This is a genomic window from Geminisphaera colitermitum TAV2 (assembly GCF_000171235.2).
In the GTDB taxonomy this organism is placed as follows: Bacteria; Verrucomicrobiota; Verrucomicrobiia; order Opitutales; family Opitutaceae; genus Geminisphaera; species Geminisphaera colitermitum.
On record NZ_ABEA03000104.1, the window covers coordinates 87,233 to 111,654 of the forward strand.

At 58.9% G+C, this 24,422-nt stretch carries 17 protein-coding genes and 1 CRISPR repeat array; of the genes, 15 read left to right on the top strand and 2 right to left on the bottom strand.

The window, feature by feature from the left end; all coding sequences use genetic code 11:
* The first annotated feature begins 60 nt into the window (after positions 1 to 60).
* From cas3g to cas2, 14 genes are all read left to right on the top strand, one after another.
* Positions 61 to 3,429, top strand: coding sequence for a type I-G CRISPR-associated helicase/endonuclease Cas3g (cas3g, locus tag OBACDRAFT_RS12410; protein WP_052361880.1), 3,369 nt, complete (start codon positions 61 to 63; stop codon positions 3,427 to 3,429).
* Between the two features lie 57 nt (positions 3,430 to 3,486).
* On the top strand, positions 3,487 to 4,710 hold the full coding sequence (gene cmr1, locus OBACDRAFT_RS12415) for a type III-B CRISPR module RAMP protein Cmr1 (RefSeq protein ID WP_043586017.1): 1,224 nt from the start codon (positions 3,487 to 3,489) through the stop codon (positions 4,708 to 4,710).
* On the top strand, positions 4,707 to 6,548 hold the full coding sequence (gene cas10 / locus OBACDRAFT_RS12420) for a type III-B CRISPR-associated protein Cas10/Cmr2 (protein ID WP_052361883.1): 1,842 nt from the start codon (positions 4,707 to 4,709) through the stop codon (positions 6,546 to 6,548). Before cmr1 ends, cas10 begins: the two co-directional genes overlap by 4 nt.
* Before the next feature lie 2 nt (positions 6,549 to 6,550).
* The gene (locus tag OBACDRAFT_RS12425) at positions 6,551 to 7,690 is read left to right on the top strand and encodes a type III-B CRISPR module-associated protein Cmr3 (RefSeq protein ID WP_157837049.1); all 1,140 of its coding nucleotides are present in this window, start codon (positions 6,551 to 6,553) and stop codon (positions 7,688 to 7,690) included.
* Positions 7,691 to 7,755: 65 nt separating this feature from the next.
* Positions 7,756 to 8,619 (top strand): type III-B CRISPR module RAMP protein Cmr4, encoded by an 864-nt coding sequence (cmr4, locus tag OBACDRAFT_RS12430; protein WP_043586019.1) that lies wholly within the window; start codon positions 7,756 to 7,758, stop codon positions 8,617 to 8,619.
* The gene (gene cmr5 / locus OBACDRAFT_RS12435; protein ID WP_043586021.1) at positions 8,616 to 9,023 is read left to right on the top strand and encodes a type III-B CRISPR module-associated protein Cmr5; all 408 of its coding nucleotides are present in this window, start codon (positions 8,616 to 8,618) and stop codon (positions 9,021 to 9,023) included. The genes cmr4 and cmr5 overlap by 4 nt, the downstream gene beginning before the upstream one ends.
* A gap of 19 nt (positions 9,024 to 9,042) precedes the next feature.
* Positions 9,043 to 10,239, top strand: coding sequence for a type III-B CRISPR module RAMP protein Cmr6 (gene cmr6, locus OBACDRAFT_RS25375; RefSeq protein ID WP_052361885.1), 1,197 nt, complete (start codon positions 9,043 to 9,045; stop codon positions 10,237 to 10,239).
* Complete coding sequence (locus OBACDRAFT_RS12445; RefSeq protein ID WP_043586022.1) at positions 10,236 to 11,348, top strand: putative CRISPR-associated protein; 1,113 nt, start codon at positions 10,236 to 10,238, stop codon at positions 11,346 to 11,348. The genes cmr6 and OBACDRAFT_RS12445 overlap by 4 nt, the downstream gene beginning before the upstream one ends.
* 101 nt (positions 11,349 to 11,449) lie before the next feature.
* Positions 11,450 to 13,699 (top strand): type I-G CRISPR-associated protein Cas8g1/Csx17, encoded by a 2,250-nt coding sequence (gene cas8g1, locus OBACDRAFT_RS25380; RefSeq protein ID WP_157837050.1) that lies wholly within the window; start codon positions 11,450 to 11,452, stop codon positions 13,697 to 13,699.
* 48 nt (positions 13,700 to 13,747) lie between these two features.
* A complete protein-coding gene (gene cas7g, locus OBACDRAFT_RS12455; RefSeq protein WP_043586024.1) occupies positions 13,748 to 14,689 on the top strand; it encodes a type I-G CRISPR-associated RAMP protein Csb1/Cas7g in 942 nt (313 codons plus the stop codon).
* Positions 14,686 to 16,290 carry a type I-G CRISPR-associated protein Csb2 gene (csb2, locus tag OBACDRAFT_RS12460; RefSeq protein WP_043586026.1) on the top strand — a complete coding sequence of 535 codons (1,605 nt, stop codon included), beginning with the start codon at positions 14,686 to 14,688 and terminating at the stop codon, positions 16,288 to 16,290. The genes cas7g and csb2 overlap by 4 nt, the downstream gene beginning before the upstream one ends.
* A 19-nt stretch (positions 16,291 to 16,309) precedes the next feature.
* On the top strand, positions 16,310 to 16,741 hold the full coding sequence (locus OBACDRAFT_RS12465) for an IS1096 element passenger TnpR family protein (RefSeq protein ID WP_043586028.1): 432 nt from the start codon (positions 16,310 to 16,312) through the stop codon (positions 16,739 to 16,741).
* A 383-nt stretch (positions 16,742 to 17,124) separates the two neighbouring features.
* Positions 17,125 to 19,176, top strand: coding sequence for a CRISPR-associated endonuclease Cas1 (gene cas1 / locus OBACDRAFT_RS12470; protein WP_043586090.1), 2,052 nt, complete (start codon positions 17,125 to 17,127; stop codon positions 19,174 to 19,176).
* A gap of 109 nt (positions 19,177 to 19,285) precedes the next feature.
* Positions 19,286 to 19,576, top strand: coding sequence for a CRISPR-associated endonuclease Cas2 (gene cas2 / locus OBACDRAFT_RS12475; RefSeq protein ID WP_043586091.1), 291 nt, complete (start codon positions 19,286 to 19,288; stop codon positions 19,574 to 19,576).
* A 249-nt stretch (positions 19,577 to 19,825) separates the two neighbouring features.
* A CRISPR array of direct repeats spans positions 19,826 to 20,873; the repeat unit is 36 nt; unit sequence CTCTCCGCACGCAACCGCGTGCGGTTCCGTTGAAGT.
* Positions 20,874 to 20,978: 105 nt separating this feature from the next.
* Here cas2 and OBACDRAFT_RS12480 read toward each other — a convergent pair.
* Positions 20,979 to 22,136, bottom strand: a complete 1,158-nt coding sequence (locus OBACDRAFT_RS12480; RefSeq protein WP_052361892.1) for a multidrug effflux MFS transporter — start codon at positions 22,134 to 22,136, stop codon at positions 20,979 to 20,981.
* 325 nt (positions 22,137 to 22,461) lie between these two features.
* Between OBACDRAFT_RS12480 and OBACDRAFT_RS12485 the strand changes: the two genes are divergently transcribed.
* Entirely contained in the window at positions 22,462 to 22,881 is a 420-nt protein-coding gene (locus OBACDRAFT_RS12485) for a secondary thiamine-phosphate synthase enzyme YjbQ (RefSeq protein WP_043586030.1), read from the top strand.
* Positions 22,882 to 22,983: 102 nt separating this feature from the next.
* Here OBACDRAFT_RS12485 and OBACDRAFT_RS12490 read toward each other — a convergent pair whose 3' ends face one another.
* Positions 22,984 to 24,204, bottom strand: coding sequence for an MGDG synthase family glycosyltransferase (locus OBACDRAFT_RS12490; protein ID WP_081722013.1), 1,221 nt, complete (start codon positions 24,202 to 24,204; stop codon positions 22,984 to 22,986).
* Positions 24,205 to 24,422 lie beyond the last annotated feature (218 nt).

Consider the following 24,422-nt stretch of genomic DNA (forward strand, 5'->3'; position numbering starts at 1 on the left):
TATTTCAAAACCAATAAAATCATTGCTTACATAACCGCTCATCAGCCAACACTAACGAACATGCCTCCCTACGCTGACTTTTTCCACGCGGCTACCGGCAACGCCCCCTACGACTATCAAACCCGTCTCGCCTGCGCCGCGCCAGACACTCCCTGTTGTTCGCAACTTATCACCATTCCCACCGGCCTCGGCAAAACTGCGGCTGTCGTGATTGCGTGGTTGTGGAATCGTGCTATTCTCCAAAAAGAAGACTGGCCCCGCCGCCTCGTGTATTGCCTCCCCATGCGCACGCTCGTTGAGCAAACCCGTGGTGAAGTTTCGAAATGGATCGGCAACCTTATTGACCATGCCGACAAACTTGGCCTCGCCCCAAGCATCCGGGAGCAACTCATCTGGCTTCGCGACCATTCGCCCGTGATTCTCATGGGCGGCGAGGAAAACGACGACGCCCGCCGTGAGTGGGACATCTACCCCGAACGCCCGGCCATCCTTATTGGCACGCAAGACATGCTCCTCTCCCGCGCTCTTAACCGCGGCTACGGCATGACCCGCGCCCGCTGGCCCATGCATTTTGGCCTCCTCAACAACGACGCCCTCTGGGTTCTCGACGAAACCCAACTCATGGGCGTCGGTGTCCGCACCTCCGCTCAACTCGAAGGACTCCGTCAACGCCTCGGCCTCGCCGCCAACTCCGTCACCTGGTGGGCCAGCGCCACTCTCGATCAACGCCTCCTCGTTACGCCCGATCATCTCACCCTCCCCCCGATTCTTGCACTCGGCGAAAACGATCACGCCTCGACCTCCGTTTCCGCACGCACGCATTCGAATAAAAAACTAGCTCCTCTCGCCGATTCACAATCCACACCACTCACCCTCACCGCCGACTCCGCCAAAATTGTCGCGCCCTACATCGATACCCTGACTGCCACTATTCTCGAAAAACACCAACCCGGCACCCTCACCATCGTCATCCTCAACCGCGTTAACCGCGCCCGCGACCTCTACGCTACCCTCGAAAAAACCCTTCGCCCCGCGCGAAAATCCGCCGCCCTCGCAACATCTGCGAGCGCCAACGCTAACGACACACCCGAACTCACCCTCATCCACTCGCGCTTCCGTCCTATGGAACGCGAAAAACTCACTGCTACCCTCAACTCCCCCCCCCCCCCCCCCGGCAAAATCCTCATTGCCACCCAAGCCATCGAAGCTGGCGTGGACATCTCAGCCCGCACCCTCATCACCGAACTCGCCTCCTGGTCCTCGCTCGTCCAACGCTTCGGACGCTGCAACCGCAAAGGCGAATACAACCCCACCGGCGGCGCCGACATCCTCTGGATCAACCTCGAATCCCCTCCCGGCGACGCCAAGACCGCCGACTCCCTCGCCCTTCCCTATACTCCCGAACAACTCAACATCGCCCGCGCCCTCCTTCGCCAAACCACCGACGCCTCGCCTGCCGCTCTCGAAAAACTCCACGCCGAAGAAGCCCTCCCCGAGACCAGCATCCTCCGCTGCAAAGACCTCGTTGAACTCTTCGACACCACCCCCGACCTCTCCGGCCTCGACATCGACGTTGGCCGTTACATCCGCGACGGCGAGGACCGCGACGTTCAACTCTTCTGGCGCGAACTCCCCAAAACCGACAAAAACACCTCCGCCGCCCCTCTGCCCGAAATCCAACCCCAGCGTCCCGAACTCGTCCGCGTCTCCGTCGCCGACTTCAAGAAATTCGCCGACAAAAACAAAGGCGACAAAAACATCTGGAAATGGGTACCGCTTGAAGGTGAGTGGCAGGAATTTCGTGACACTTGGCGCATCGCGCCCGGCCAGATTTATCTCATCAACGCCACCTGCGGCGGCTACTCCGAAACGCTCGGCTGGACCGGTGAAAAAACCAAAGAACCGATCCCCCTCCCCCCCCCCCCCACTGCCAAACCCGCACCTCGCGACGGCGCACACGACGACGAAAGCCAACTCGCCAACACTTACCAAAGCATCGAGCAGCACACCGAAGCCGTCCTCCGTGCTCTCGACGAAAAACTCCAAACCCTTCCTGCTGCCGCGCCTTGGACCGCGCAACTCATCACAGCCGCTCGCTGGCACGACACCGGCAAAGCCCATGCCAGTTTCCAGCACTACCTGACCCAATCCCGCGACGACATCCCCGAAACACTCCGTGATCGCTACCTTGCCAAATCCACTTGGCTACCCGGCGTAAAAAACGAACGCCCTCAATTTCGTCACGAACTCGCCTCTACTCTCGCCTGGCTCCAGTTCTCAGCCAACACCCACGACCGCGAGACCCAAAACCTCGTTGCTTGGCTCATTGCCACGCATCACGGAAAAGTCCGTCTCTCCCTCCGCGCCTTTCCCGGCGAACGCCCGCCTGATTCTGACTGCCTCTACGCCCGCGGTGTCTGGCAAGACGATCCACTTCCCGGCGACCCCACAAAAACCCTCTCCATCGAAGAAGTCCCCCTCGATTCCTCAACCCCGCTCAAACTCGATCTAACGCCAATGCAGATGGGCGACGCCTCTGATGGCACCCCATCATGGACCACGCGCATGCTCGCCCTCCGCGACGCTCCCACCCTCGGCATCTTCCGCCTCGCCTGGCTCGAAACCCTTCTCCGCGCCGCCGACGCAGAAGGATCACGACTTGTCACAAATACAAATCAGACCACAGTTTCTCCCCATGACTTGGCAGCAAAAAGTTCAACAATGGAGAACCCTTCCGCAGGAGCAGAAAGCTCATGTTTTTTGGAACGGGATTCCGGAGGACGTCGCGCGCAGCATGGCATTCGAACAGGAGCCGGTCAGCCTCAGAATGCTTCAGGAGCACCACGCCCGGATCGAGCCACCCGCTATATTGAAACAACGCAAGGCATCCTGAGTAACGCCCAACTGGCCCCGCTGGTTGCTCGCGAGATCGAAACCGTCGAGGCGGCGATCTACAAGGGGGACTACGACAATATCCCATTTGACGAAACCCTCTTGCTGGACATTCACCGCAAGATCGCCGCCCCCTTTGTTCCTGACTGGGCAGGACGCTGGCGTGACATCCCGGTGACCGTCGGCAACTGGACGCCTCCACCGCCCCATGAAGTGTCCGTTCAGATGCGTAATTATTTTCAGGATACAAAAACCCGATGGGAATATTTTGCGGGAGACCTCACCGATCAGACCTTGGAAATGCTCGCCTTCATTGAAGGCCGGTTTCTCAGCATTCATCCCTTTCAAGATTTTAACGGGCGGGTAATCCGGCTTTTTTTACGCATTGTGCTTCGTCGTCTTGATTTCCCCCGCCTCGATCTTGAGCCGGAGTCCGACTACCTTCGGCAAACCTATTTTCGTGCGCTTGAAGCAGCGGACAAATCCGATTGGACGCCGCTCATGAAAATCTGGGAATCCCGCATCACCCAATCCTGACTTGTCCATCCTCCCCCCCCCCTGCCTGCACACGTTTGCTCAATCCCCCTCTTTTTTATGAACAATTCCATCACAGCCACCTTCCGAGTTACCACGCCGATGTTTCTTGGCGGAGCCAATCCCAACGGGGAAGCCGAACTGCGCCCTGCCAGCATCAAAGGCGCACTGCGCTTCTGGTGGCGGGCACTGATGTGGGGACGCGGCATCCAAAACGTGGAGGAGCTTCACAAACAAGAGGCAGCGCTCTTCGGCAGCAGCGATACGGGACAAAGCCGCGTCTGGCTCTCCGTCGAAAGTGAAAACCTACCCCAAATAATTCCCATCGGCAGCGTGTTAAACGCCCAAGGATCGGGTGCCGTCTCCGGAAAAGACGATGCAGTCGGCGACGGTGCGCGATACTTTGGCTACGGGCTTGAGTCCACCAAGAAAAACACAAAGGCGGGCCAGCTCACCCGTCCGTGTTTCGCCGTGCCGTTCGAGTTCACAGTAAGCGTTTCCTTCGCCAAACAAACATCCGGCGAGGAAATCCGCGCTGTTGCCGACGCGCTCAAACTGCTCGGACTTTGCGGTGGTCTCGGTAGCCGCAGTCGGCGCGGCTACGGCTCGTTGACGCTGAGGCAATTGTCCGGCGCAGAAACTTGGGCAGCACCAAGAAATACCGCCGCATTCACGCACGCCTTGAACCTTCTGTTCCCTCGCCAAACCTCCCGAAACACTTCCACACCGCTTTGGACTGCATTCGCCGCCGGGAACAGCCAGGTTCTTTTGCTCCAAGACGAATCTAAATACGCTCCATTGGAAACGCTCTCTGAAATCGGACGCGATTTGGTGTTCTTCCGCAGTTGGGGACACGAGGGAAAGGTCCTTCGCGAACCTCGCGAAGGGAACTTCAAACACGATCACGACTTGATGAAACAATTCCCAAATCAGCGGCGCACTCACCCGCAACGTGTCGCGTTTGGACTTCCGCAAAATTACGGAAAACGCGATTCTGACAGCGTAAAACCCGCCGAACACGACTTTGACCGCCGCGCTTCGGCACTTTTTTTCCACATTCACCAAGCCGGGCCAGACGACGCGCCACTCGGCGTGTTGACCTTCCTGCCATCACTATTTCTTCCGCCCAACCACGACAAAATTTCCGTCGGTGGCATGAATGTTCCACTCGGTAACAATGGCGGCGTGGCATTCTGGAAACCCGTGACGGACTTTCTGACCCGCCTTCAAAACGGCAGCGGAAAAGTTAAATTTACCAACCCCCAACTTTGGCAGCACTCATGAGCACCCACCTGCACTTCACCTTTGGCCCGGTTCAGGGCTTTGTCGCGCAAGCGCGACGCACACGCGACCTTTTTTCCGGTTCGTTTTTGCTCTCGCACCTCGCGAGAGCCGCAATGAAAGCGACCAACGACGCTGGCGGAAAAATCCTCCTGCCAAAATTCGACGCGCTCCAAAAACTTGCCGACGACCCCAACACAAAACACGGCGGCGCACCCAACCGTTTTGTCGCCGAATTTTCCGACGAAAATGCCGCCGCCACCGCCGCCCGATCAGCCACCAAAGCATTGCAGGATGAGTGGCAAAAAATCGCCGCCGTTGTCTGGAAAAAGTTCCTCGCCCCAGTCGCCCCTTTCAGTGCCGTCACCGGCGCGTCCGCCACCGAAATCTGGGAACGCCAAACCGAGAATTTCTGGGAAATCTCATGGGCAATCGGCACACCTGACAAAAATGGAAATCCCGACGGCAGCCTCCTCGACCGCCGCAAAAACTGGCGCACGCCACCACTCACCACCGAAGGCGGCGACCATTGCACGCTCATGCCGGATTATCAGGAACTCTCCGGTTTCATCCGCTCGCAACAACGCTCCAAACAAGATGTCTTCTGGGCAAAACTCCGCGCCAACGCCGCCGCCATAACGCACAACGCGCTCAACCTCGATCCCGACGAACGCCTCTGCGCCATCGCCTTCGTCAAACGCTTCTTCCCCGACATCGCCAAAGAAACCATCGGGCGTAACCTCGACGCCTCCACATGGCCGTCAACGGCAGACATCGCCGCCGCGCCGTGGCTTCGCAAAATCAAGAGCAACAAGGACGCCGCCGCCATCCTCAACAAGCACTCAGAATTCAAGTTCGCCCACGTCGGAAACTTCCTCAACCGCACCGCGCTCGAAAACGAACGCGACACGCCGTTGACCCCCGAACGCCGCAGGGAATTGAAAGCAGCACTTTCACAGTTGGAAGAACTCACCAAAGACCGCGCCGGAAATTTTTACGCAGTGCTGCTCATGGACGGCGACAGCATGGGAAAACTTCTCCGCAAACACGGCGCGGCAAACGTCACCACCGCGCTCACAGCATTTTCCGCCGCGACGCCCGCCATCGTCAAAAACCACGACAGCGAATGCGTCTATGCTGGCGGCGATGACCTGCTCGCACTCTTACCGCTCGACAAGGCACTCTCCTGTGCCGCCGTCATCCGCAATCACTACACGGCAACATTTGCCGAAAAACTTCCCGATGCCGCCGCCACCATTTCCGGTGCCGTCGTTTTCGCGCATTACCACGCACCGTTGCGCCGCGTGCTGCACCACGCCCACCAGCGGCTCGAAAACGACGCCAAAGAAGGTGCCGGACGCGATGCCATCGCAATCTCCGTTCTGAAACCAGGCGGCACCACCTGCCAATGGGTAGGCAAATTCGACCGCTTCCTCACCACCAACCCCGACACCAACGCTCCCGAAAATTGCTTCACCCCGCTCATCAAAAAATTCCGCGACGACACCAACGACGGCACCAGCGCTGGCACAGGTGGTGTCACCATCAGCTCAAAGTTTCTCTACAACCTGCGCACGCGCTTCGCGGATTTCAGCGGCACCCGCAGTGATTTCGTCAGACTCTTCACCGCCGAACTCATTCACGGTCGGCTCGACAAAGACCCTGGCAAAGCCAAACAACAACGCGAAGCCGCCGCCGCGCTCATGGAAAAACTCACCGACCTCTGTATCCCGAACCCAACTACCACTGCCGAGCAGCCAAAACCACTATTCAAACTCGACTTCGACTGTGCCCGTCTCGTGCGCTTCCTCGCGCTCGACGGAAAGGAAGGCAACGAATGAACATGCACTACTACACACTTACTCCGCAAGACGCCTGGTTTTTCCGCGACGGACGCCCCTACAACCACGGCGAATCCAATCAAGCCGACGCCCTCTCCCAATTCCCGCCGTCACCGCGCACCATCACTGGCGCCCTTCGCGCCGCACTCGCCCGCGCCAACGGCTGGAACGGCACAGGACGCTGGATTCCCGAATTAAACACCGCTTTCGGCAAAGACGCAGACAACCTCGCCAAACTCCAATTTTGCGCCCCGTTTCTCATCCGCGAAAACAACCCCCTTTGGTCCGCGCCGCTCCATTTCCTCGGAAAGCGCGAAAAGAAAAGCGACAAATGGACACCCGCCGCCTTCCTGCGCCCTGCCGCCACACGCACACTCACCGACCAAGGCCCCATCTTCCTGCCAGAGAAAACACACACCGATTTGGACGGACTCAAAACCGCCGAATCCGCGTGGCTCACCACCACAGGACTGGCCACCGTGCTCAACGGCGAACTGCCCGCCTCAACCGAAATCTTTTTCTCTGGCGACCTCTGGGAACGCGAAAACCGCGTCGGACTCAAACGCGACGCCATCACCAAACAAGTCGGCGAAGGCGACCTTTACAGACCCGGCTTTATCCGACTCGCCCGCCACGTCGCCCTCGGCGTCGGCATCGCCGGAGTGCCTGACGGAATGAAAGCACCGGAAACATTGTTCCCCTTCGGTGGCGAAGGGCGGCTCGCCATTTGCAAAAACGCCCCAGACTTCCCCAACAATGCGCCGTTCCCACCAGCACCAGCACGGGAAACATTTTCCACCAACGCCAACGCCACCACCGACGATGCCACCCGCAAAGTCGAGTTCGCCATCATCGCCCTCACGCCGCTGACGGCATTGAAAAACCTCGCCGAAACGCTCGGCAGCGGCGCAGAAATCGTTTCCGCCTGCGTTGGCAAACCCGTAAAAATCGGCGGCTGGGATTCGCTGAAAAATGAGCCCCTCCCGCTCGAACCGTTTCATCCCGCAGGCAGCGTCTGGTTCTGCCGCGCCAGCAATGACGCTTTTGACGCCATCCACTCCAAGCACGGCACCTGGCTCGGAGAACCCCGTCACACCGCGCACGGACTCGGACAAATCCTCATCGCCCGCTGGCCACATTGATTCGTCCGTCCGTCCCCCCCCCTTTCTTTTCACATTCAACAATCCGAAAAAAACAAACCATTACCATGAACTCACTCATCCTTGGCCTCTTGGCCGAAACATCCATTCACCCCGGTGCCGGGCAATCCTTTGGCATCGTGGATTTGCCCGTGGCCCGTGAAGCCGCGACCGATTACCCGGTCATTCCTGGTTCGAGCGTGAAAGGCGCGCTGCTCGCACTTGCAAAGGAATCTGAGAGACTTGACGAACCCACCTGCCACCGCGTTTTCGGCAAAGCCGACAAGGATGGGAACACGGGCAACGCTGGTGCCTTACTCGTCTCCGACGCCCGACTCCTCCTGCTCCCCGTGCGCAGCCTCTCCTCCGCCTACAAATGGGTTACATGTCCTCACCTGCTGGAACGCTGGCAGCGCGATTCCAAACGCGCCGATGAAAAGTCCACCGTAGCAAAGCCAATCCCACCAGTGCAGGTGGCCACGGAAAAATACCTCGGAGAAAAACCCGCCTCAGACGCTGCGAATCTTTTCCTTGAAGAACGCCAATTCACCCACGCTGGCCCTTTGCCCCCTGACTTATTGAAAGCCCTTGCCGCGCTCTTTCCGTCGAGTGCCCGCGAAACCGCCGCCCGCCTCCCCGACCAACTTGTCATCCTGAACGACGACGATTTCGCGTGGTTCGTCCGTTACGGACTACCCGTCCAAGCCCGCAACGTCCTCGACAAAAACAAAACCAGCGAAAACCTCTGGTATGAGGAAAGCATCCCCGCCGATTCCCTCTTTTACCTGCTGCTCGCCGAGCGAGCCGATGCCCTCACCGCCATCACGCAGATTTTCAAAGACCGCCCCTACCTCCAACTCGGCGGCAACGAAACCGTCGGCATGGGCTGGTTCTCCGTGAACACCAAAAACACGAAAGGAGGTACCGCATGAGCCAAAGCCTCGCCCAACGCCGCGCTGCCCACGCGCTCGCCCGTGTTCAAGCCCGCGAACACGCGGGCAAAAGCACCTACGGCAACTACGTCGCCTACGTCTCCGCACTTCCGGCCACCATTCTCACAAACGGACTCGGACAAGCCGCCGCCACATTGCTTTCGCGGGCGAAGGGAAAGATGAAAGACGCCCACCACTTGCTCTACGACGACTTGGCTTCGTGGCTTTGTGGCGACGACTCCGTCGCGCCCTATCCCAAGCACAAAAGCAATGGTCGCTTGATGACCGCCATCACCACCAACACCGAAGCCGACTACCTCCGCGCCCAAGCCGAAGCACTCGCTTACCTCGTCTGGCTTAAAAAATTCGCCAACGCGTTTCTCGAACCCGGCAAACCCGATTAACCAAAACCACCAAATACCCATGAACACACCTTTGCCCAAAGCACTCATCCCGCCGTTGCCTTTGCCTACCGCCGCCAACACCGGTCTCTGGTTCGACAAGTTCTGCAACACTTGGCCTGACAACAAATGGGAACTGAAGAGCGACAGCGACAAATCCGTTGATAACCCGAAATTGGCGTGGATAAAAACTGTCACTGCCGCCAAGCGCGGCATCGCCGCCTTGCTCACCGAGCACGCTACCCGCGCCGCCCGCCTTGCCGAAAAACTCGGCGGCACTCACCGCGTTTATACCACCACCTACCGTTTCGCCAGCGGACTCGGACGCGACCACCCCATCGAAAACGGACTCACATGGCACCCCACCCTCGGCATCCCTTTTCTCCCCGGCTCCTCTGTAAAAGGAATGCTCCGCGCCTACGTTGAAAATCAGGAAGTCGTGACTTCGACCAAAAAAAACCAAATCTTAAACCGAATCTTCGGTCCATCCGCGAACCCCTCCACTAAATCATCAGTTGGCAGCGTCATTTTTTTCGACGCCCTCCCTGCTGCCCCAGTCCAACTCAAAGCTGATGTAATGACGCCGCATTACGACGACTATTATCAAGATGAAACTGGCAAAACCATCCCCGGCGATTGGCATTCGCCCATCCCGATTCCCTTTCTTACTGTCGCCCCCGACCAGTCCTTTCAATTCGCCATCGCCCCAAGAACCCAAACAGACGAAGACAAAGCCGACTGCGAAAAAGTGCTCAACTGGCTTTCCGACGCCCTTCAAACCACCGGTGCCGGAGCCAAAACCGCCATCGGCTATGGGCGCTTCAAACGAGACGAAGAGACAGAAACGAGACTTGAAAAAGAGCGAGCGGACATCATGGCAAAGGAAGAATATCAAACCAAACTCATCTCCCTATCCCCCATCGCTCGGGAACTCGCGACCGCAGCGCATGACGGAAATTGGGAATCGGACAAAAACAACTTTAACCAACAATTCTTTTTCAATGAAGCGTGGTTGTTGAAAATAGAAAAGTCACCCGAACCAGATATTCTCTCGGAAATAAAACGTCTGGTCGAAAAACATTATCCCGGTCTCCTTGCCAATCCGGACAAAACGCAAGGGAAGAAAAAAGGTTTCGCATTCAAGGAAAACCCGCGGAAATCCGCAAAACGCCTTAACGCGCTTCTCAAAGCACCCCCTGACCCAAATACACTCTCATGAATCACCTCATCCTCTCCACCTGCGGCACCAGCCTCCTGACAAACGAAGCCGACGACTACCTGCGGAAACTGCTCACCGAACACGCAAACGCGAAGACACCCGAAGAGTTGCCTGAGGCGGAACGCACACGCATCATGGAACACCTCGGAAAACTGAAGACATACGTTGCAACCTTGTCCATTAAGGATGCCAAAAAAGCCTCGGCTGAACTGAACGGAATCCTCACCTTCTACGACAGCCAGCCCGCCGCCCACAAAACCGACACCCATTACCTGCTGGCTACAGACACATGGCTCGGAGAACGCAGTGCCGAACTCGTTAAAACATGGTTGTTAAAAAATGATTTTAGCGCAGTCACCACCCGCCGCCACAAAGACTTGCAAACAAGCGACTGGAAATACTTCCAAAGCGCACTCTCCGACCTCGTGAAATGGCTGGCTGATGAAATCGCACCACAACGCAATCCCAGCACGAAAGTCATCTTTAATCTCTCCGGCGGCTTTAAATCCGAAACTGGCTTCCTCCAAGCCCTCGGCATGTTCTACGCCGATGAAACGATCTATCTCTTTGAGCGTTCATCGGAATTGATGCGCATTCCCCGTCTGCCCGTGCGCATGGATGACGAAAAATCTGTCTGTGACGACTTACGTGATTTTCGCCGCGCCTCGCTCGGACTTCCTGTGACCAATAACAAACACGGCATCTACTGGACGACACTGGATTTAGAAGGAACTCCAGAATGCACCTTCTCTGCATGGGGTGAACTCGTCTTCAAGCAACATCAGAACAGCCTCTACAAAAAAGAACTCTATCCGTCGCCCTCGGACAAAATCACCTTCGGACCAAACTTCGCTGAATCCTGCCGCCACGAGTCGCCCGACCACCTAAAACATATCAACCAGACAATTGACCAGCTCGCCAAATTCGCCGAGAGAGGCGATAACCCACGCTCGCTCGATTTCAAGTCACTGAAAGGCAAGCACCCCACTGGTGCCACGCACGAATGCGACGCATGGGCAGATGGCGCGGCAAAACGCATCTACTGCAAATACACATCTTCCGACAAATCCGTCATCGAACCTCTCAAATTAGGCAATGCCCTGCACTGAGCAAGAGGCATTCGTTGCCTTTACCAAAGACCTCGCATCGAACCTCTCAAATTAGGCAATGCCCTGCACTGATGCATATTCATCATCGCTTACGGCTACCAATGCCAGCTCGCATGAACACCCTCCGCTACACTCACCTTCTCCCCGGCTGCACTCCCACGCCCCTTGCCAGTTACCTGAAAGCTCTTGGCATCTTCCGTATCCTGTCGGAACAGCGTCCCGACACGCACCCTCGGGCCCACTGGCAAGGCAACACCTTCGTTCTCACCACGACCAACGACGCGAACGACGCCAACACCCTCGTCGATTTTTTTCTCAACTACTACCAACCCACGCCCGTCCTCGCCCCATGGAACGGCGGCAGTGGATTTTTCCCGAAAGACAACAGCAAGGCCCTCGACGCGATTCTCTCCTCAACCACGCCCCGCTTCGCCGCCTACCGCGATACGATTGCCGCCGCTCGAACCGCTCTCGCCTCGCTCAACCTCACCGAAAAACCCGATAGCAAGGAAGCCAAGGAAACGCTCCTGCTCCGCTGTCGAAACACCTTTTCCGAGACCGCGCTCGAATGGCTCGACGCCGCCTACGTCCTCACCGACGAAGGCGCAAAATACCCCCCCCTCCTCGGCACCGGTGGCAATGACGGACGCCTCGAATTCACCAACAACTTCATGCAGCGCCTCAGCGAAGTCTTCGACCTCGCCAGCCCCGACGCCACCCCTGCCAAAACCTCCGCCGACTTCCTCCGGAACGCCCTCTTCGACACTCCCGTCACTGGCCTTGCCGACAACCCCATCGGCCAGTTCAGCCCCGCCGCCAGCGGCGGAGCCAACGCCTCCACTGGCTTTGACGCCAAGAGTGCCGTCAACCCCTGGGACTTCATCCTTGCCATCGAAGGAGCCATGCTCTTCGCCTCCGCCGCCGTCAAACGACTCGAAGGCACCACTCCCGGCCAACTCGCTTATCCCTTTTGCGTTCAGGCCGCCGGAGCCGGCTACGGCAGCGCCGCCACCGCCGACGAAACCGACTCCCGCTGTGAAATCTGGATGCCCCTCTGGCCCGCCCCCGCCCTCCTTCCCGAAATCAAAACCCTGTTCTCCGAAGGCCGCGCCTGGGTTGGACGACGCCTTGCTCGCAACGGCCTTGATTTTACCCTTGCCGTCGCCTCCCTTGGTGTCGATCGCGGCATTGCCGAATTTCAACGCTTTGCCTTCTACGTGCGCAACGGCCTCGCCTACTTCGCCACGCCCCTCCAGCGCCTCGCCGTTTCGCGCAACACCATCGTCACCGACCTCATCGCCACCTGCGACCCCTGGCTTCAACGCTTTTTCAGCAAAGCCAAAACCGACACGGCCCCCAGCTCCATCCGCCGCGCCGCCCGCCGCCTCGAAAACGCCATTCTTGCCCAAGCCACCGCCGCGCAAACCAACAACTCCGGCGTCACGCAAGAACTCCTCATTGCCCTCGGCGAATGCGAACGCGCCCTCGCCACCAGCGAAAAATGGCGTGCCGATTCTTATATTCCGCCCATTCCCCCGCTTCCCCGCGCATGGGTTCTCGCTGCTGATACCGGCTCACGCGAATACCGCCTTGCAGCCTCACTCGCCTCGCTCCACCTCTACGCCAAAAACACCTTCTGGCCCATCCGTCGTCACCTCGAACCCGTAAAACTCCACCACGGCGAAAACGCTTGGGCGGCGTGGGACGATTCCGCCCTCAACGACGTTGTCGCGTCTGTCAACGTCCCCATCACCGACACCCTCTGCGCCATCATGCGCCGCCGCCTTCTCCTCGCGAAAACCGGCAGCCACGACACTTGGCCCGAATTTTCCAAACTCAGCGCATGGCCTGTGGACATCGCCGCCTTCATCGAAGGCCTTACCGACGACGACCGCCTTGCCCAACTTCTCTGGGGCCTCTGCCTCGTCGATTTCTCGGAGGACAGCAACCGCACCAACATGCCCGCCCGACCAGACGGCACGGAACGTGACATCACCCCGCCCGCCTTCTACGCGCAGCTCAAACTCTGTTTTGCCGCCCGCCTGCCCGATTCCCGCGCCGTCCCGGTCACACCCGACATCTTCAATCTCGCCGCCAACGGCGACGGTGCCCGTGCATCCGCTCAGGCACTACGCCGCCTCCACGGCTCCAGCGTTCCCGTTCTCCACATCAACATACCGCTTGACGGAGCAGCCTCGCGCCGTGCCGCCGCCGCCCTCCTCTTCCCGCTCTGGGACTCGCAACTCGCCGCCACCTGTTTCCCTGTTGCCCTCGCACTCTTCGAGCAAACGGAAGCTTCCCTTCCCCCCCCCCCCCCCCCCCCGGGGCACTACGTTGACATAACTTTGTAACCAATTCCCAACTACCAACCCACCAACATCAAAATCACAACAATCATCATGGACATCACCAAACTCCAGACGGCATCACGCCTTCTCATCACTGCCAAAATGAAGCCCGTGCTCGGCACCCGCTTTCAGCCCACTGGCTTCCCTGACCTTGGAGCCGCCACCTACAAAACCGCCGACGGCCAAAACATGCTCCTCGTCGAGTCCGCCCAAAGCATGGCCAACCGGCTCGAAACCATTTGTTGGGATACCACCGCCAACGACTGGCTTCCGCCCCTCAAAGGACTCCCCTTCGTCGCCGTCAAGGACAAGGACGGCAACCTCGTGACGACCTCCACTCTCGAAGCCCATCGCCTCAACAGCCCCTACATCCTTGAAGGCAAGGACAAGAGCTTTGTCGAAACCCTCAAAAAAGAACTCGGCACCGAAAAAGAAGGACGCGCCGACCTTCAGAAACTCGCCGCCGTCCTCCTCAAATATGACATCAATGCCCTCCTCCACGGCGTCTTCATTGCCAAGGCCGACATTGCTGGCGGCCGCATGCGTCTTCCCCGCGCCATTACAGCCTTCATCGAAGCCAGTAACGCCAACGCCGCAGCCAGCGGCGGCGTGAAAAACGACGCCGTCAATCCCGCCGGTGACGCCAAAAAAGGCTTCGGCAACGTCCCCTTCCACCGCGACGAATTCACCGGCGAGATCACCGCCTTCTTCAATATCGACCTCGCTCAAATCCGCGGCTACGCACTCGGCGCTGACGTTGAAAAACTACTCATCGCGCTCGCTCTCTACAAAGTCCGCGCCCTCCTTGATTCCCCCTTCCGTCCCCGCACCGCCTGTGATCTCGACCTCGTCGGCATCACCATCGAAAAGCCCGCCGGCTTTGACCTTCCCACGCTTGCCAAAATCGAAGCCACGCTCCCCGGCCTCATTGCTGCCTGCGCCAAAGCAGAAAAATTCGCCACTCCCTCAACCACTAGCGTCACCTTTGAATGATCTACATCAAAATAGATTTCCCCGCCGGGCGCTGGCACGCCACCGCCTGGGGCAGTCACGTCAATGAAGGCGTTCCCGAATGGCCCCCCTGTCCATGGCGACTCTCCCGCGCCCTGATCGCCGCTTGGCACTGGAAACACCGCCGACAGAACGAAACCGTTCTCCGTGCCCTCATCGACAAACTTGCCTCCGCCGCACCCGATTACCGACTCCCGCAAGCCAGTGCTGCGCACACCCGCCATTACATGCCTGTTGTTACCGGCAAAAATGAGACGAAGACCAAAATCTTCGACACCTTCGTTCACGTAAACAAAGGCGAGAGCCTCTGGATACGCTGGGACATTGCCCTCACTCCCGAAGAGCACACCCTGCTTGGCACGCTCCTCGCCAGCCTCAACTACATGGGCCGTGCCGAAAGCCTTGTCATTGCCACGCTCCTCGACGACGGCGACACCTCCCCCCCCCCCGACACGGCTACGTGGACAACGCCAGCCAATACCTCCCCCCCCCCCCCCCCCCGGACAACAACTGCTTTCGAACGCATCCGTCTGCTCGCTCCCCAAGAAGCCGCCGCCTACGCGCAAGCCAGCGCCGCAACACAAAGCGCCTCTGGCAAAAAATCGGCGACCGGAAAAAAGAAAATCGCCAGCCTGCCCGAGACGCTTTTTGACGCCCTCCAACTCGATAACGCCGATTGGAAAAAAGAAGGCCGCAACCTGCCGCCCGGGTCACGATGGATTGAATACACGCGTCCTCGCGACTGTTTCAAAATCGCTCCAGTTAAAGCTCCTCCTCTTCGACGACAGAACCTGCCCACCGTGGCTCGTTTTGCTCTCGTCTGCAAAGTTCCGCCCTCCATCACGCAATCCCTCAGCCTTGCCGAACGCTTCCATCAAACCCTGTGCAAACACCTTGGCGACGGCGTTAACAGCCCATCCCTTACTGGCCTTGACGACGATCGCCAACCGCTCACGGGTAACGCTCACGTTTATTTCCTGCCTGAGTGCGATCCCCACGGATACGTCACGCACATGACCCTGCACGCGCCCTGCGGATTTGACGAAAACGCGACTCGTACCCTCGGTCGCATCCGTGAAATATGGGGCATGGAAGGCAAAGGCTTTGAAATCAAAATAGTGCTCCTCGCGACCGGCCAAACGTCAGATTTCCAACACGCCTCACCCTACTTCAGTTCCTCGCAAATCTGGACCTCGCTCACGCCCTACCTCTCGGTGCGTCACCTCAAATCCACACGCACTGGTATCCCAAAAATCGATCCAGACACCGGACTCCAGAAAGGTTCGCCTGAACACGATTGCCTGCGCCTCCTGCAACTCACCGCCGCCTCGCTCGAAACCCATGGAATCACCCTCCCCCCCCCCCTCAAAGTAACGTGTATCGGATCACGCATTACACCGCCGCACGCTCTTCGAGACATTCCCTGCCTCAACTTCCAGCGCCAACGTCGCACTGGCCTTGGAGCCCGGGCCAGCTATCAAGGCCACGCTCTGCGCCTGGAATTCGATAAACCCATCACGCTCCCCTACGGTTTCGGCTACGCCGCCCACTTCGGCCTCGGCCTCTTCGCGCCGGTCCTCTGACACGCTCCCCATCTTCTCCATGCAGGAATACCACTTCAAAATTCAATACGACGACTTCTCCGCCGAACTCACCGTTGGCGGCGATCAATCACTCTACGCTCTCGCGCAGCTCATCATCAAGGCAGTCGGCTTCGACTTCGATCACGCCTTCCAGTTCTGCGACAACCTCAAGAATCCCTATCGCAGCGAGGAATGCTACACGCTCTTCGCTGACATGGGCGAAGGCGACGAGAACCCCGGCGTAAAGAAAACCCGTGTTTCCGAAGTTTTCCGTCCTCGCCGGAAAATGATATTCCACTTCGATTACGGCGACGACTGGTTTTTCCTCGTCACCTGCACCACGGTGAAGGAGTCCGCAGCCAAACGCCCTTTCAAAAAAATCGTCAGCACACAAGGCACCCCACCTACGCAATATCAATATCCTGGGGAAGACGCTCCACCACCCTTTTAGCTCATCGTCCGCCTCCGACCTATCCAAGGCCGCGCACCTAACGCACCGTGCACGAAGAAGCGGTGGCGGAAATGCTTCTCCACGACCTCGCCCTTTCTCCGACCCTGTATCTATTATTAAATTACGAATCGATTTAGAGCAATTTCATTTAAACTGTAGCCATTTGATACCTGGTAGGGAGGCCTCTCCGAGGCCTCCGCCGTGCGGAGTGTGAGAATGCGAAATTCATAGGTAGATGGAGCGTGGTTTCGGAGGCCTCGGAGAGGCCTCCCTACCGCCAAGACAACGGACACAACTCAACTGAAAATGCTCTAGCTCTTCGTTCCAGCTTTCAGGCAATTTTTTTGCATCGAACATGAATGGTTTTCCCCTACACTTGTTCCATGCCTCCCTCAGCTTCTGCTGCAGCCCCCCTCCTGTCTCAAGGCGACGCTCCGCAAGACGAACCGCTTCCTGCGCGCATGCTCAACGAATTCGTCTATTGCCCGCGCCTTTTTTATTACGAACACGTCGAAACCCTCTTTGCTCACAACGCTGACACCCGTCGCGGTGCCGCCCTTCACAAGCGCGTCGATGCCGGCAAAGGCGACCTTCCTCCTGCAACACCAGCCCCGTCCACCACCTCCGATTCCGACGCTGAACCCACTTCCTCTGTAACGCCCCCGGAACCCGACGTCATCCACACTCGCTCTGTTTCTCTCGGATCCGACCGCCTTGGCGTTGTCGCCAAAATGGACCTCATCGAAATCCGCCCGCCTGCACCCAACGACGGTGCTCCCGGTGACCTCCTTGCCCCGCTCCGTGTCACCCCCGTTGATTACAAAATCGGCACACCACGCGAAGGCGAAAACGGTCCCGAAATCTGGGATGCCGACCGCATGCAACTCGGCCTTCAATGCCTCATCCTCCGCGACCAAGGCTACGCCTGTGACGAAGGCGTCATCTATTATCGCGCCACCAAACAACGCGTTTCCCTGCTCGTAACCGTTGAATTGGAAAACTGGATACACGCTCAAATTGCCGCCGCCCGTCGCTGCATGACCGGCCGCATCCCCCCCCCCCTCACTGACTCTCCCAAATGCCCGCGCTGCTCCCTCGTCACCATCTGCCTCCCCGACGAAACGCGCCTCCTCCACGACGCACCCGCGCACCCCGACGACGAAGACGCTGCCACCACTCAGGACACCTTCCCCTTTGACCGCGATTTTGCCCCGCCTCAACCCTCCAAAAACAACGCTGCGCATTCCGCCCAAACCCCGTCTGCCGATCCAGTCACTGCCCGCCGCCTAGTCGCTGCGCGTGACGACGAACGCGAACTCTACATTACCACTCCCGGCACCACTCTCCTCAAAAAAAGCGAACTCATCCAGATCAGGGAAAAGGGAGAACTCGTGAACGAGATTCGCATCAAAGACCTCAGCCACGTAGCTATCTTTGGTTCCGCCACCATCTCCACCGCGCTCCTCAACGAACTCGCCGAACGCGACATCGCAGTCAGTTATTTTTCCTCCGCTGGCACCCTCCGCGCCTACACTCGCGGCCCCAGCTTGAAGAACGTTTTCACGCGCATCGCCCAATTCCGCGCCGCCGATACCCCGGCCACCGCACTCCGCATCGCCCGCCTCTTCGTGCAAGGCAAAATCCGCAACCAGCGCACCCTCATCATGCGCAATCACGCGATGCCCCCCGCTTCCACTCTCGGACGCCTCCAACATGCAATCACCGCCGCCGCGAATACCGAGAGCATCGAAGAACTCCTCGGCATCGAAGGCTCCGCCGCGCTCGCCTATTTTCAGGAATTTTCAGGCATGATAAAGACCACCGGCGACGACATCCTCGACGCCATCGCCGAAGGCCGTGAGCCGGAACCCGGTAGTTTATCGGACACTACGCAAGCCCCAGACATCACAACTGGAAAAAAGCGACGTAGCGGAAAACGCGATACACCGGGACAGGAATTTTTCAGTTTTGATTTTACGCGCCGCAACCGCCGTCCGCCACGCGATGCTGTCAACGCCCTGCTCTCGCTCGCTTACAGCATTCTCGCCAAAGACTGCACCAGCGCCGCGCATGCTGTTGGTTTTGATCCCTACGTTGGTTTTTACCACCAACCGAGATTCGGACGTCCTGCGCTCGCGCTTGATCTCATGGAAGAATTTCGCCCCTTGGTTGCTGACTCGGTTGTGCTGACATTAATCAACACCCGCATGATATCCCCGACCGATTTCGTGCGAGCTGGCGACGCTGTTAACCTGAGTCCGGCTGGACGAAAACAATTTTTCAACGCTTACGAACAACGTATGCGTTCAATGATCACGCATCCAGTTTTTGACTACAAGGTCAGTTATCGTCGCGCCCTTGAATTGCAGGCCCGCCTGCTGGCTAAAATGTTGACTGGCGAGATTGCCGCTTATGTGCCCTTTACGACGCGGTAAATCTCTTTGGAAGACATGCGGAAAGGCTCAAAGAATATCGTGACAAATTACGATTTTCTCTCATGTTTTTGGATTTCTCCGTTACGAACCTCCAGCATTGGCGAACATCATGCGTCACACCTACATAGTTAGCTACGACATTTCTGATGCGAAGCGTTTGAGGCATGTTTTTCGTATCTGTCAGGACTATGGCAACCACCTGCAATATTCAGTATTCGAGTGCGACCTGAGTCCGACGGAAAAGGTGGAACTGGAGTCGAAGTTAAAGGACACGATCCATCACAAAGAGGACCAGGTTTTGTTTATTGGTTTGGGTCCGACGGAGAGCCGGGGTGACCGAGAAATTTCGGCCTTGGGGCAGGCGTATCATCATTTTGATGCACCTTGTTTTGTGGTGTGAGGCGACAAGGAGCCTAAAACCGAAGCGCATCCTGACATGAGGCAACAATTCCAGAAACCCGGCGGTTATTTGACAGCGAGCTTGCGAGCGGCAGGGTGGTCACCCTTTCCGTCTGACTCGTTCGCACCTTGGAAAACAAAAACTTGTGTAATTTTCAGTGTATTTGGTGAGTCATCCCATACCTGTTCTCGTCCACCGCTCGCAAATCGCAAGCTTGCCCCCTTCCCAACAAGTAGTTGTAAAGGTGAACTCTCCGCACGCAACCGCGTGCGGTTCCGTTGAAGTGTCGCCTAGCCTTTTCCGCAGCGCAATTCTACCAACTCTCCGCACGCAACCGCGTGCGGTTCCGTTGAAGTTGACGCAGACGGGGGCGGAGGGAGCGAGCTCGCGCGCCTCTCCGCACGCAACCGCGTGCGGTTCCGTTGAAGTAGTAATCAATCCACCAGCTTCGACATTATATCCTACTCTCCGCACGCAACCGCGTGCGGTTCCGTTGAAGTGCAGATCGGCTCTCAGCAGGTCGTGGCGATGGAGACCCTCTCCGCACGCAACCGCGTGCGGTTCCGTTGAAGTATACGTCCGGCTATCCCTAATCGTGTAACACCCGCTCTCCGCACGCAACCGCGTGCGGTTCCGTTGAAGTATCAGTCAATCTACGGCTTCTATTTGTTACACCCCCTCTCCGCACGCAACCGCGTGCGGTTCCGTTGAAGTCATCCGCGATGCTATCGCCATCGGCTTTACTCTTACTCTCCGCACGCAACCGCGTGCGGTTCCGTTGAAGTAGTTCTTTTTTGGTTAATCCGCCACATCGCGCGATGCGACCTCTCCGCACGCAACCGCGTGCGGTTCCGTTGAAGTGAGGTCAATTTGCGCTTCATTATTTTTTGTGTTATCTCTCCGCACGCAACCGCGTGCGGTTCCGTTGAAGTCTCGCCGGAAATCACGCGTGTGCAAGTCAAGTCGGACTCTCCGCACGCAACCGCGTGCGGTTCCGTTGAAGTATGGGTGTGTGGGTTGGGTGTTGTCTGGGCACGGATTCTCTCCGCACGCAACCGCGTGCGGTTCCGTTGAAGTGTTTTTGCCGATTCAACAGACGATTCCTCGTGAATACTCTCCGCACGCAACCGCGTGCGGTTCCGTTGAAGTTATACTCATCAATTGACAAGAAATCGCTTCTACTCGGAGCTCTCCGCACGCAACCGCGTGCGGTTCCGTTGAAGCTTCGTGGGGTGGCATGGCATTATCGTGCCCATGCCAGCTCTCCGCACGCAACCGCGTGCGGTTCCGTTGAAGGATAGCGAAGACTTACAGTGTTATTGTAAGTTGCGCCTCTCCGCACGCAACCGCGTGCGGTTCGTGACAGTCTCCAGTGTGCGGCTTGGAAGTTGGATTGCAAAATCTATCCTCGCGCACACAGCCAGCGCAGTGCGCACCATGCGGCGATGCCGCACACAGCTTGCGTGGCGCACATCGGTAGCGCGCTGTCGCCCGCGAACATTCCCGCCAGCGCGCCCGCCAGGCCGCCCATCCCAAACTGCATTGTTCCCATCAATGCCGCTGCGCTCCCCGCCCCGCGACCAAACGGGGCCAGCGCCAAGGCCGACGCGTTGGGGCCGATCAGTCCGCCCGACGCCAGCGTCACAAACAACAAACCCGCCAGCGCCGGAAATCCGCCCCAACCCGTCAGCGCCTGCGCTGCCAGCAACACGCCCGCGCAGGCCACCACCGTCAGCACTCCACCTAAAATCCGGCGCGACGTGAACCGTCGCAGCAACCAGCGATTCAATTGCGAGCCTGCGATCATGCCGCCCGCGTTGATGCCAAAAAACACCGCGAACACCTGTGGCGACACGCCGTTGAGCTCGATAAAAACATGCGCCGCGCACGTGATGTAGGTAAACATCGCCCCCGACGTGAACGCCATCACCAGCGCGAACCCCAAAAACCTCCGGTCCACCAACAAGCGTCCATAACCCGCCAGCGCACCCGTCAGACCCGCGCTCGTGCGCCGCTCCACTGGCAGCGATTCCGGCAGATATCGCCACACCGCCACCCATACCAAGGCACCCGCCGCCACCAAGGTCGCAAAAATTCCACGCCAACCCGTGAACAACAACATCTGTCCGCCGATCAACGGAGCCAGGATTGGCGCCGCTCCCATGACAAGCATCAGCATCGAAAAAACATCCGCCGCCTCATGCACCTCAAACCGGTCGCGCACGACAGTCCGCGACAAGCCCATGCCTGCCGATCCACCCAGCGCCATGACCAGCCGCCACCCGATTAACGCCTCGACCGACCTCGACAACGCACATCCGAGCGACGCCACCGTGAACAGCGCCATGCCGAACAAAAGCGGACCGCGCCGTCCGATCCGGTCGGAGAGCGGACCGTAGATCAACTGTCCCAGCGACACCCCGACCAGGAAAATTGACAACGTAAACTGCACCGCCCCGTCGTCCGCCCGCAGGTCGCGCGCGATGGCCGGCAACGCCGGCAGATACATATCAATCGCCAGCGGCCCAAACGCCGCCAGCGCCCCGAGAATAGCGATCAACGGCCAGCGCCCGCCTGCACGGTGATGCCCTCCCGCATGGTGGTTTTGGGTGCTGTTGGCACTGACAGACGAAGCGCCTGATACGGAGAAACCCGAAGACATAACCGCTGACCGTGAACCTCCCGCCCCGGCCACGACAATCTCCTTCCTCGGCTTCGAGACGCTGTTCCGACGTTTGCCGCGATAGCCGGAAGAGTTGCAATCCCCCGTCCCCATCAAGATAATATGCCCTTGCCGAAACCTATTCAGCAGGGCAGCCGGGCGAACATCCAACGTCCAACCCAACCCTGACATCCTCCCCGCACACCACCCACCCGCACCCGCCATGAAAATCCATCGAAAGCACATCACCGTGCCCACCCACTGGGCCGGCATTCATTCGATCACCGAATTCGTCACCGCCGAAGTGCAACGCAGCGGCATCCGCGACGGCCTCGTATCCGTTTACTGCCTGCACACCAGTTGCAGCCTCGTCATCACCGAGAATGTTGACCCCGCCGCCCGGAGGGACCTGGAAGGCTGGTTCAACCGGCTCGTCCCGGAAGGTGATCCGCATTTTGTCCACACCATCGAGGGCCCTGATGACATGCCCAGCCACATCAAGACCGTGCTCACCCATACCAGCGAGACGATCCCCCTTCAGGATGGCGCCCTGCTCCTCGGCACCTGGCAGGGCATCTACCTTTGGGAACACCGCCGCAAACCCCACCACCGCTCGCTCATCATCACGGTCATGGGCGTGTAAATCAAGGAGCGGTGGCTCGGATGCGGCCGCCGCGCCTTGAGACACTTTTCCGCTACGCACTGCCGGCGTCTCCCCAGGTATCGTCCATCACGGTGTGCAATTCTACGGAGTGATGGCGGCGTCGATCAGGCTGCGGGCGATGGTGCGGGCGGCGCTGGGACGGGCAATGGCGCGGGCGGCCATGTGCATGCGGCGCATGCGGGGGGCGTCGGCGAGCCAGTTTTCCAAGTGCCAGGCGGCGTCGGAAGTGTCGTAGAGGCGCACGGCGGCGCCTTCTTCGAGGAGGTATTCGCAGTTGCGCTGCTCTTGTCCTGGGATTGGCGATACGAGCACCATGGGTTTTCCCTTGGCCAGAATCTCGGTGGTGGTGAGGCCGCCGGGTTTGGTGACGATGAGATCCGCGGCGTCCATGAATTCGTGCATGTTGTTGACGAAGCCATGCACGCGAATGGGAACGGGAAGTGTATCTGCGATCTCACGACACTGGGTTTCGAGGGTGGCGTTGCGTCCCGCGACGACCACGAGCGAGATGCTGGCGGTGCTGCTGGTGAAGGAGGAGAGGAGTTCCTTCATCGGCCCGACGCCGAAGCCTCCGGAGAGGAGCAGGATGGTGGGGCGCTGGGGGAGGTCGAGCCGGGCGCGGGCGACGGCGGGCGGGGCGTGTTGTTCGAAGACGGGATCGACGGGGATGCCGGTGACGTGGATGCGCGCGGAGTCGATGCCCTTGCGCGCAAGTTCGCGGGCGGCGGCGGGCGTGGCGACGTGCCAGGCGTCGATGTGCGGATACACCCAGAAGGAGTGCGGGCTGACGTCGGTGATGACGGCGTGGACGGGAGTCTTGATTTTGTCGCGTCGCTTGAGGTCGGACAGGAGTTCGAGCGGGAGGAAGTGGGTGCAGACGATGGCGGAGGGCGCGGTGTCGTCGAGGAGTTGGCGGAAGGAGCGGCTGTTGAGCTTGTCGAAGGCGAGGCGCAAGCGGGCGCTGCGGCTGCGTGGATCGGGGGTGCGGTCGGATTTGTCGTAGAGGTAGCCCCATATTTCGGGCGCGCGCTGGACGAGTTCGATGTAGGCTTTGACGTACATGCCGCGAAAGAGCGTGGGCGTGCAGTCGAGCGTATCCACAAGGCGGTGGCCGGGCGAGCCATGTTCGAGGTCGAGCGCGGCGGCGATGGCCTGTGCGGCGCGGGTGTGCCCTGCGCCGGCGGTGGCGTGCAGGATGAGGATGGGACCGGCGGTGCGCGCGGTGGTGGTGGGCGCCGCAGGCGCTGCGGTGGCGGGCTTGGGGGCGGGCTTTTTCGGCATGATCGTCAGAGGACGATGCATGCCGGTGGCAAATGGGCGAGCTTGGAGAGGCGCATCACGTCCGGCAGTGCCAGAATACTGCGCCGATCAAAAGTCGTCGGGGACGGAAAAGCACACGAGTTGTCCGGGCGTCCAAGGAGTGAGCAGTGAGGTGGTCATCGGCGACATGGGAGTGGCGGCGACCATCATCCGAATGGGGAGAGCGTAGCGATGCCGCTAAAGCTCTAATCGTAGAGTGG

Excerpts from the sequence above, each read along its gene's own strand:
- cas3g (WP_052361880.1), top strand. The coding sequence starts at position 61 with ATGCCTCCCTACGCTGACTTTTTCCACGCGGCTACCGGCAACGCCCCC.
- cmr1 (WP_043586017.1), top strand. The coding sequence starts at position 3,487 with ATGAACAATTCCATCACAGCCACCTTCCGAGTTACCACGCCGATGTTT.
- cas10 (WP_052361883.1), top strand. The coding sequence starts at position 4,707 with ATGAGCACCCACCTGCACTTCACCTTTGGCCCGGTTCAGGGCTTTGTC.
- OBACDRAFT_RS12425 (WP_157837049.1), top strand. The coding sequence starts at position 6,551 with ATGCACTACTACACACTTACTCCGCAAGACGCCTGGTTTTTCCGCGAC.
- cmr4 (WP_043586019.1), top strand. The coding sequence starts at position 7,756 with ATGAACTCACTCATCCTTGGCCTCTTGGCCGAAACATCCATTCACCCC.
- cmr5 (WP_043586021.1), top strand. The coding sequence starts at position 8,616 with ATGAGCCAAAGCCTCGCCCAACGCCGCGCTGCCCACGCGCTCGCCCGT.
- cmr6 (WP_052361885.1), top strand. The coding sequence starts at position 9,043 with ATGAACACACCTTTGCCCAAAGCACTCATCCCGCCGTTGCCTTTGCCT.
- OBACDRAFT_RS12445 (WP_043586022.1), top strand. The coding sequence starts at position 10,236 with ATGAATCACCTCATCCTCTCCACCTGCGGCACCAGCCTCCTGACAAAC.
- cas8g1 (WP_157837050.1), top strand. The coding sequence starts at position 11,450 with ATGCCAGCTCGCATGAACACCCTCCGCTACACTCACCTTCTCCCCGGC.
- cas7g (WP_043586024.1), top strand. The coding sequence starts at position 13,748 with ATGGACATCACCAAACTCCAGACGGCATCACGCCTTCTCATCACTGCC.
- csb2 (WP_043586026.1), top strand. The coding sequence starts at position 14,686 with ATGATCTACATCAAAATAGATTTCCCCGCCGGGCGCTGGCACGCCACC.
- OBACDRAFT_RS12465 (WP_043586028.1), top strand. The coding sequence starts at position 16,310 with ATGCAGGAATACCACTTCAAAATTCAATACGACGACTTCTCCGCCGAA.
- cas1 (WP_043586090.1), top strand. The coding sequence starts at position 17,125 with ATGCCTCCCTCAGCTTCTGCTGCAGCCCCCCTCCTGTCTCAAGGCGAC.
- cas2 (WP_043586091.1), top strand. The coding sequence starts at position 19,286 with ATGCGTCACACCTACATAGTTAGCTACGACATTTCTGATGCGAAGCGT.
- OBACDRAFT_RS12485 (WP_043586030.1), top strand. The coding sequence starts at position 22,462 with ATGAAAATCCATCGAAAGCACATCACCGTGCCCACCCACTGGGCCGGC.
- OBACDRAFT_RS12490 (WP_081722013.1), bottom strand. The coding sequence starts at position 24,204 with ATGCATCGTCCTCTGACGATCATGCCGAAAAAGCCCGCCCCCAAGCCC.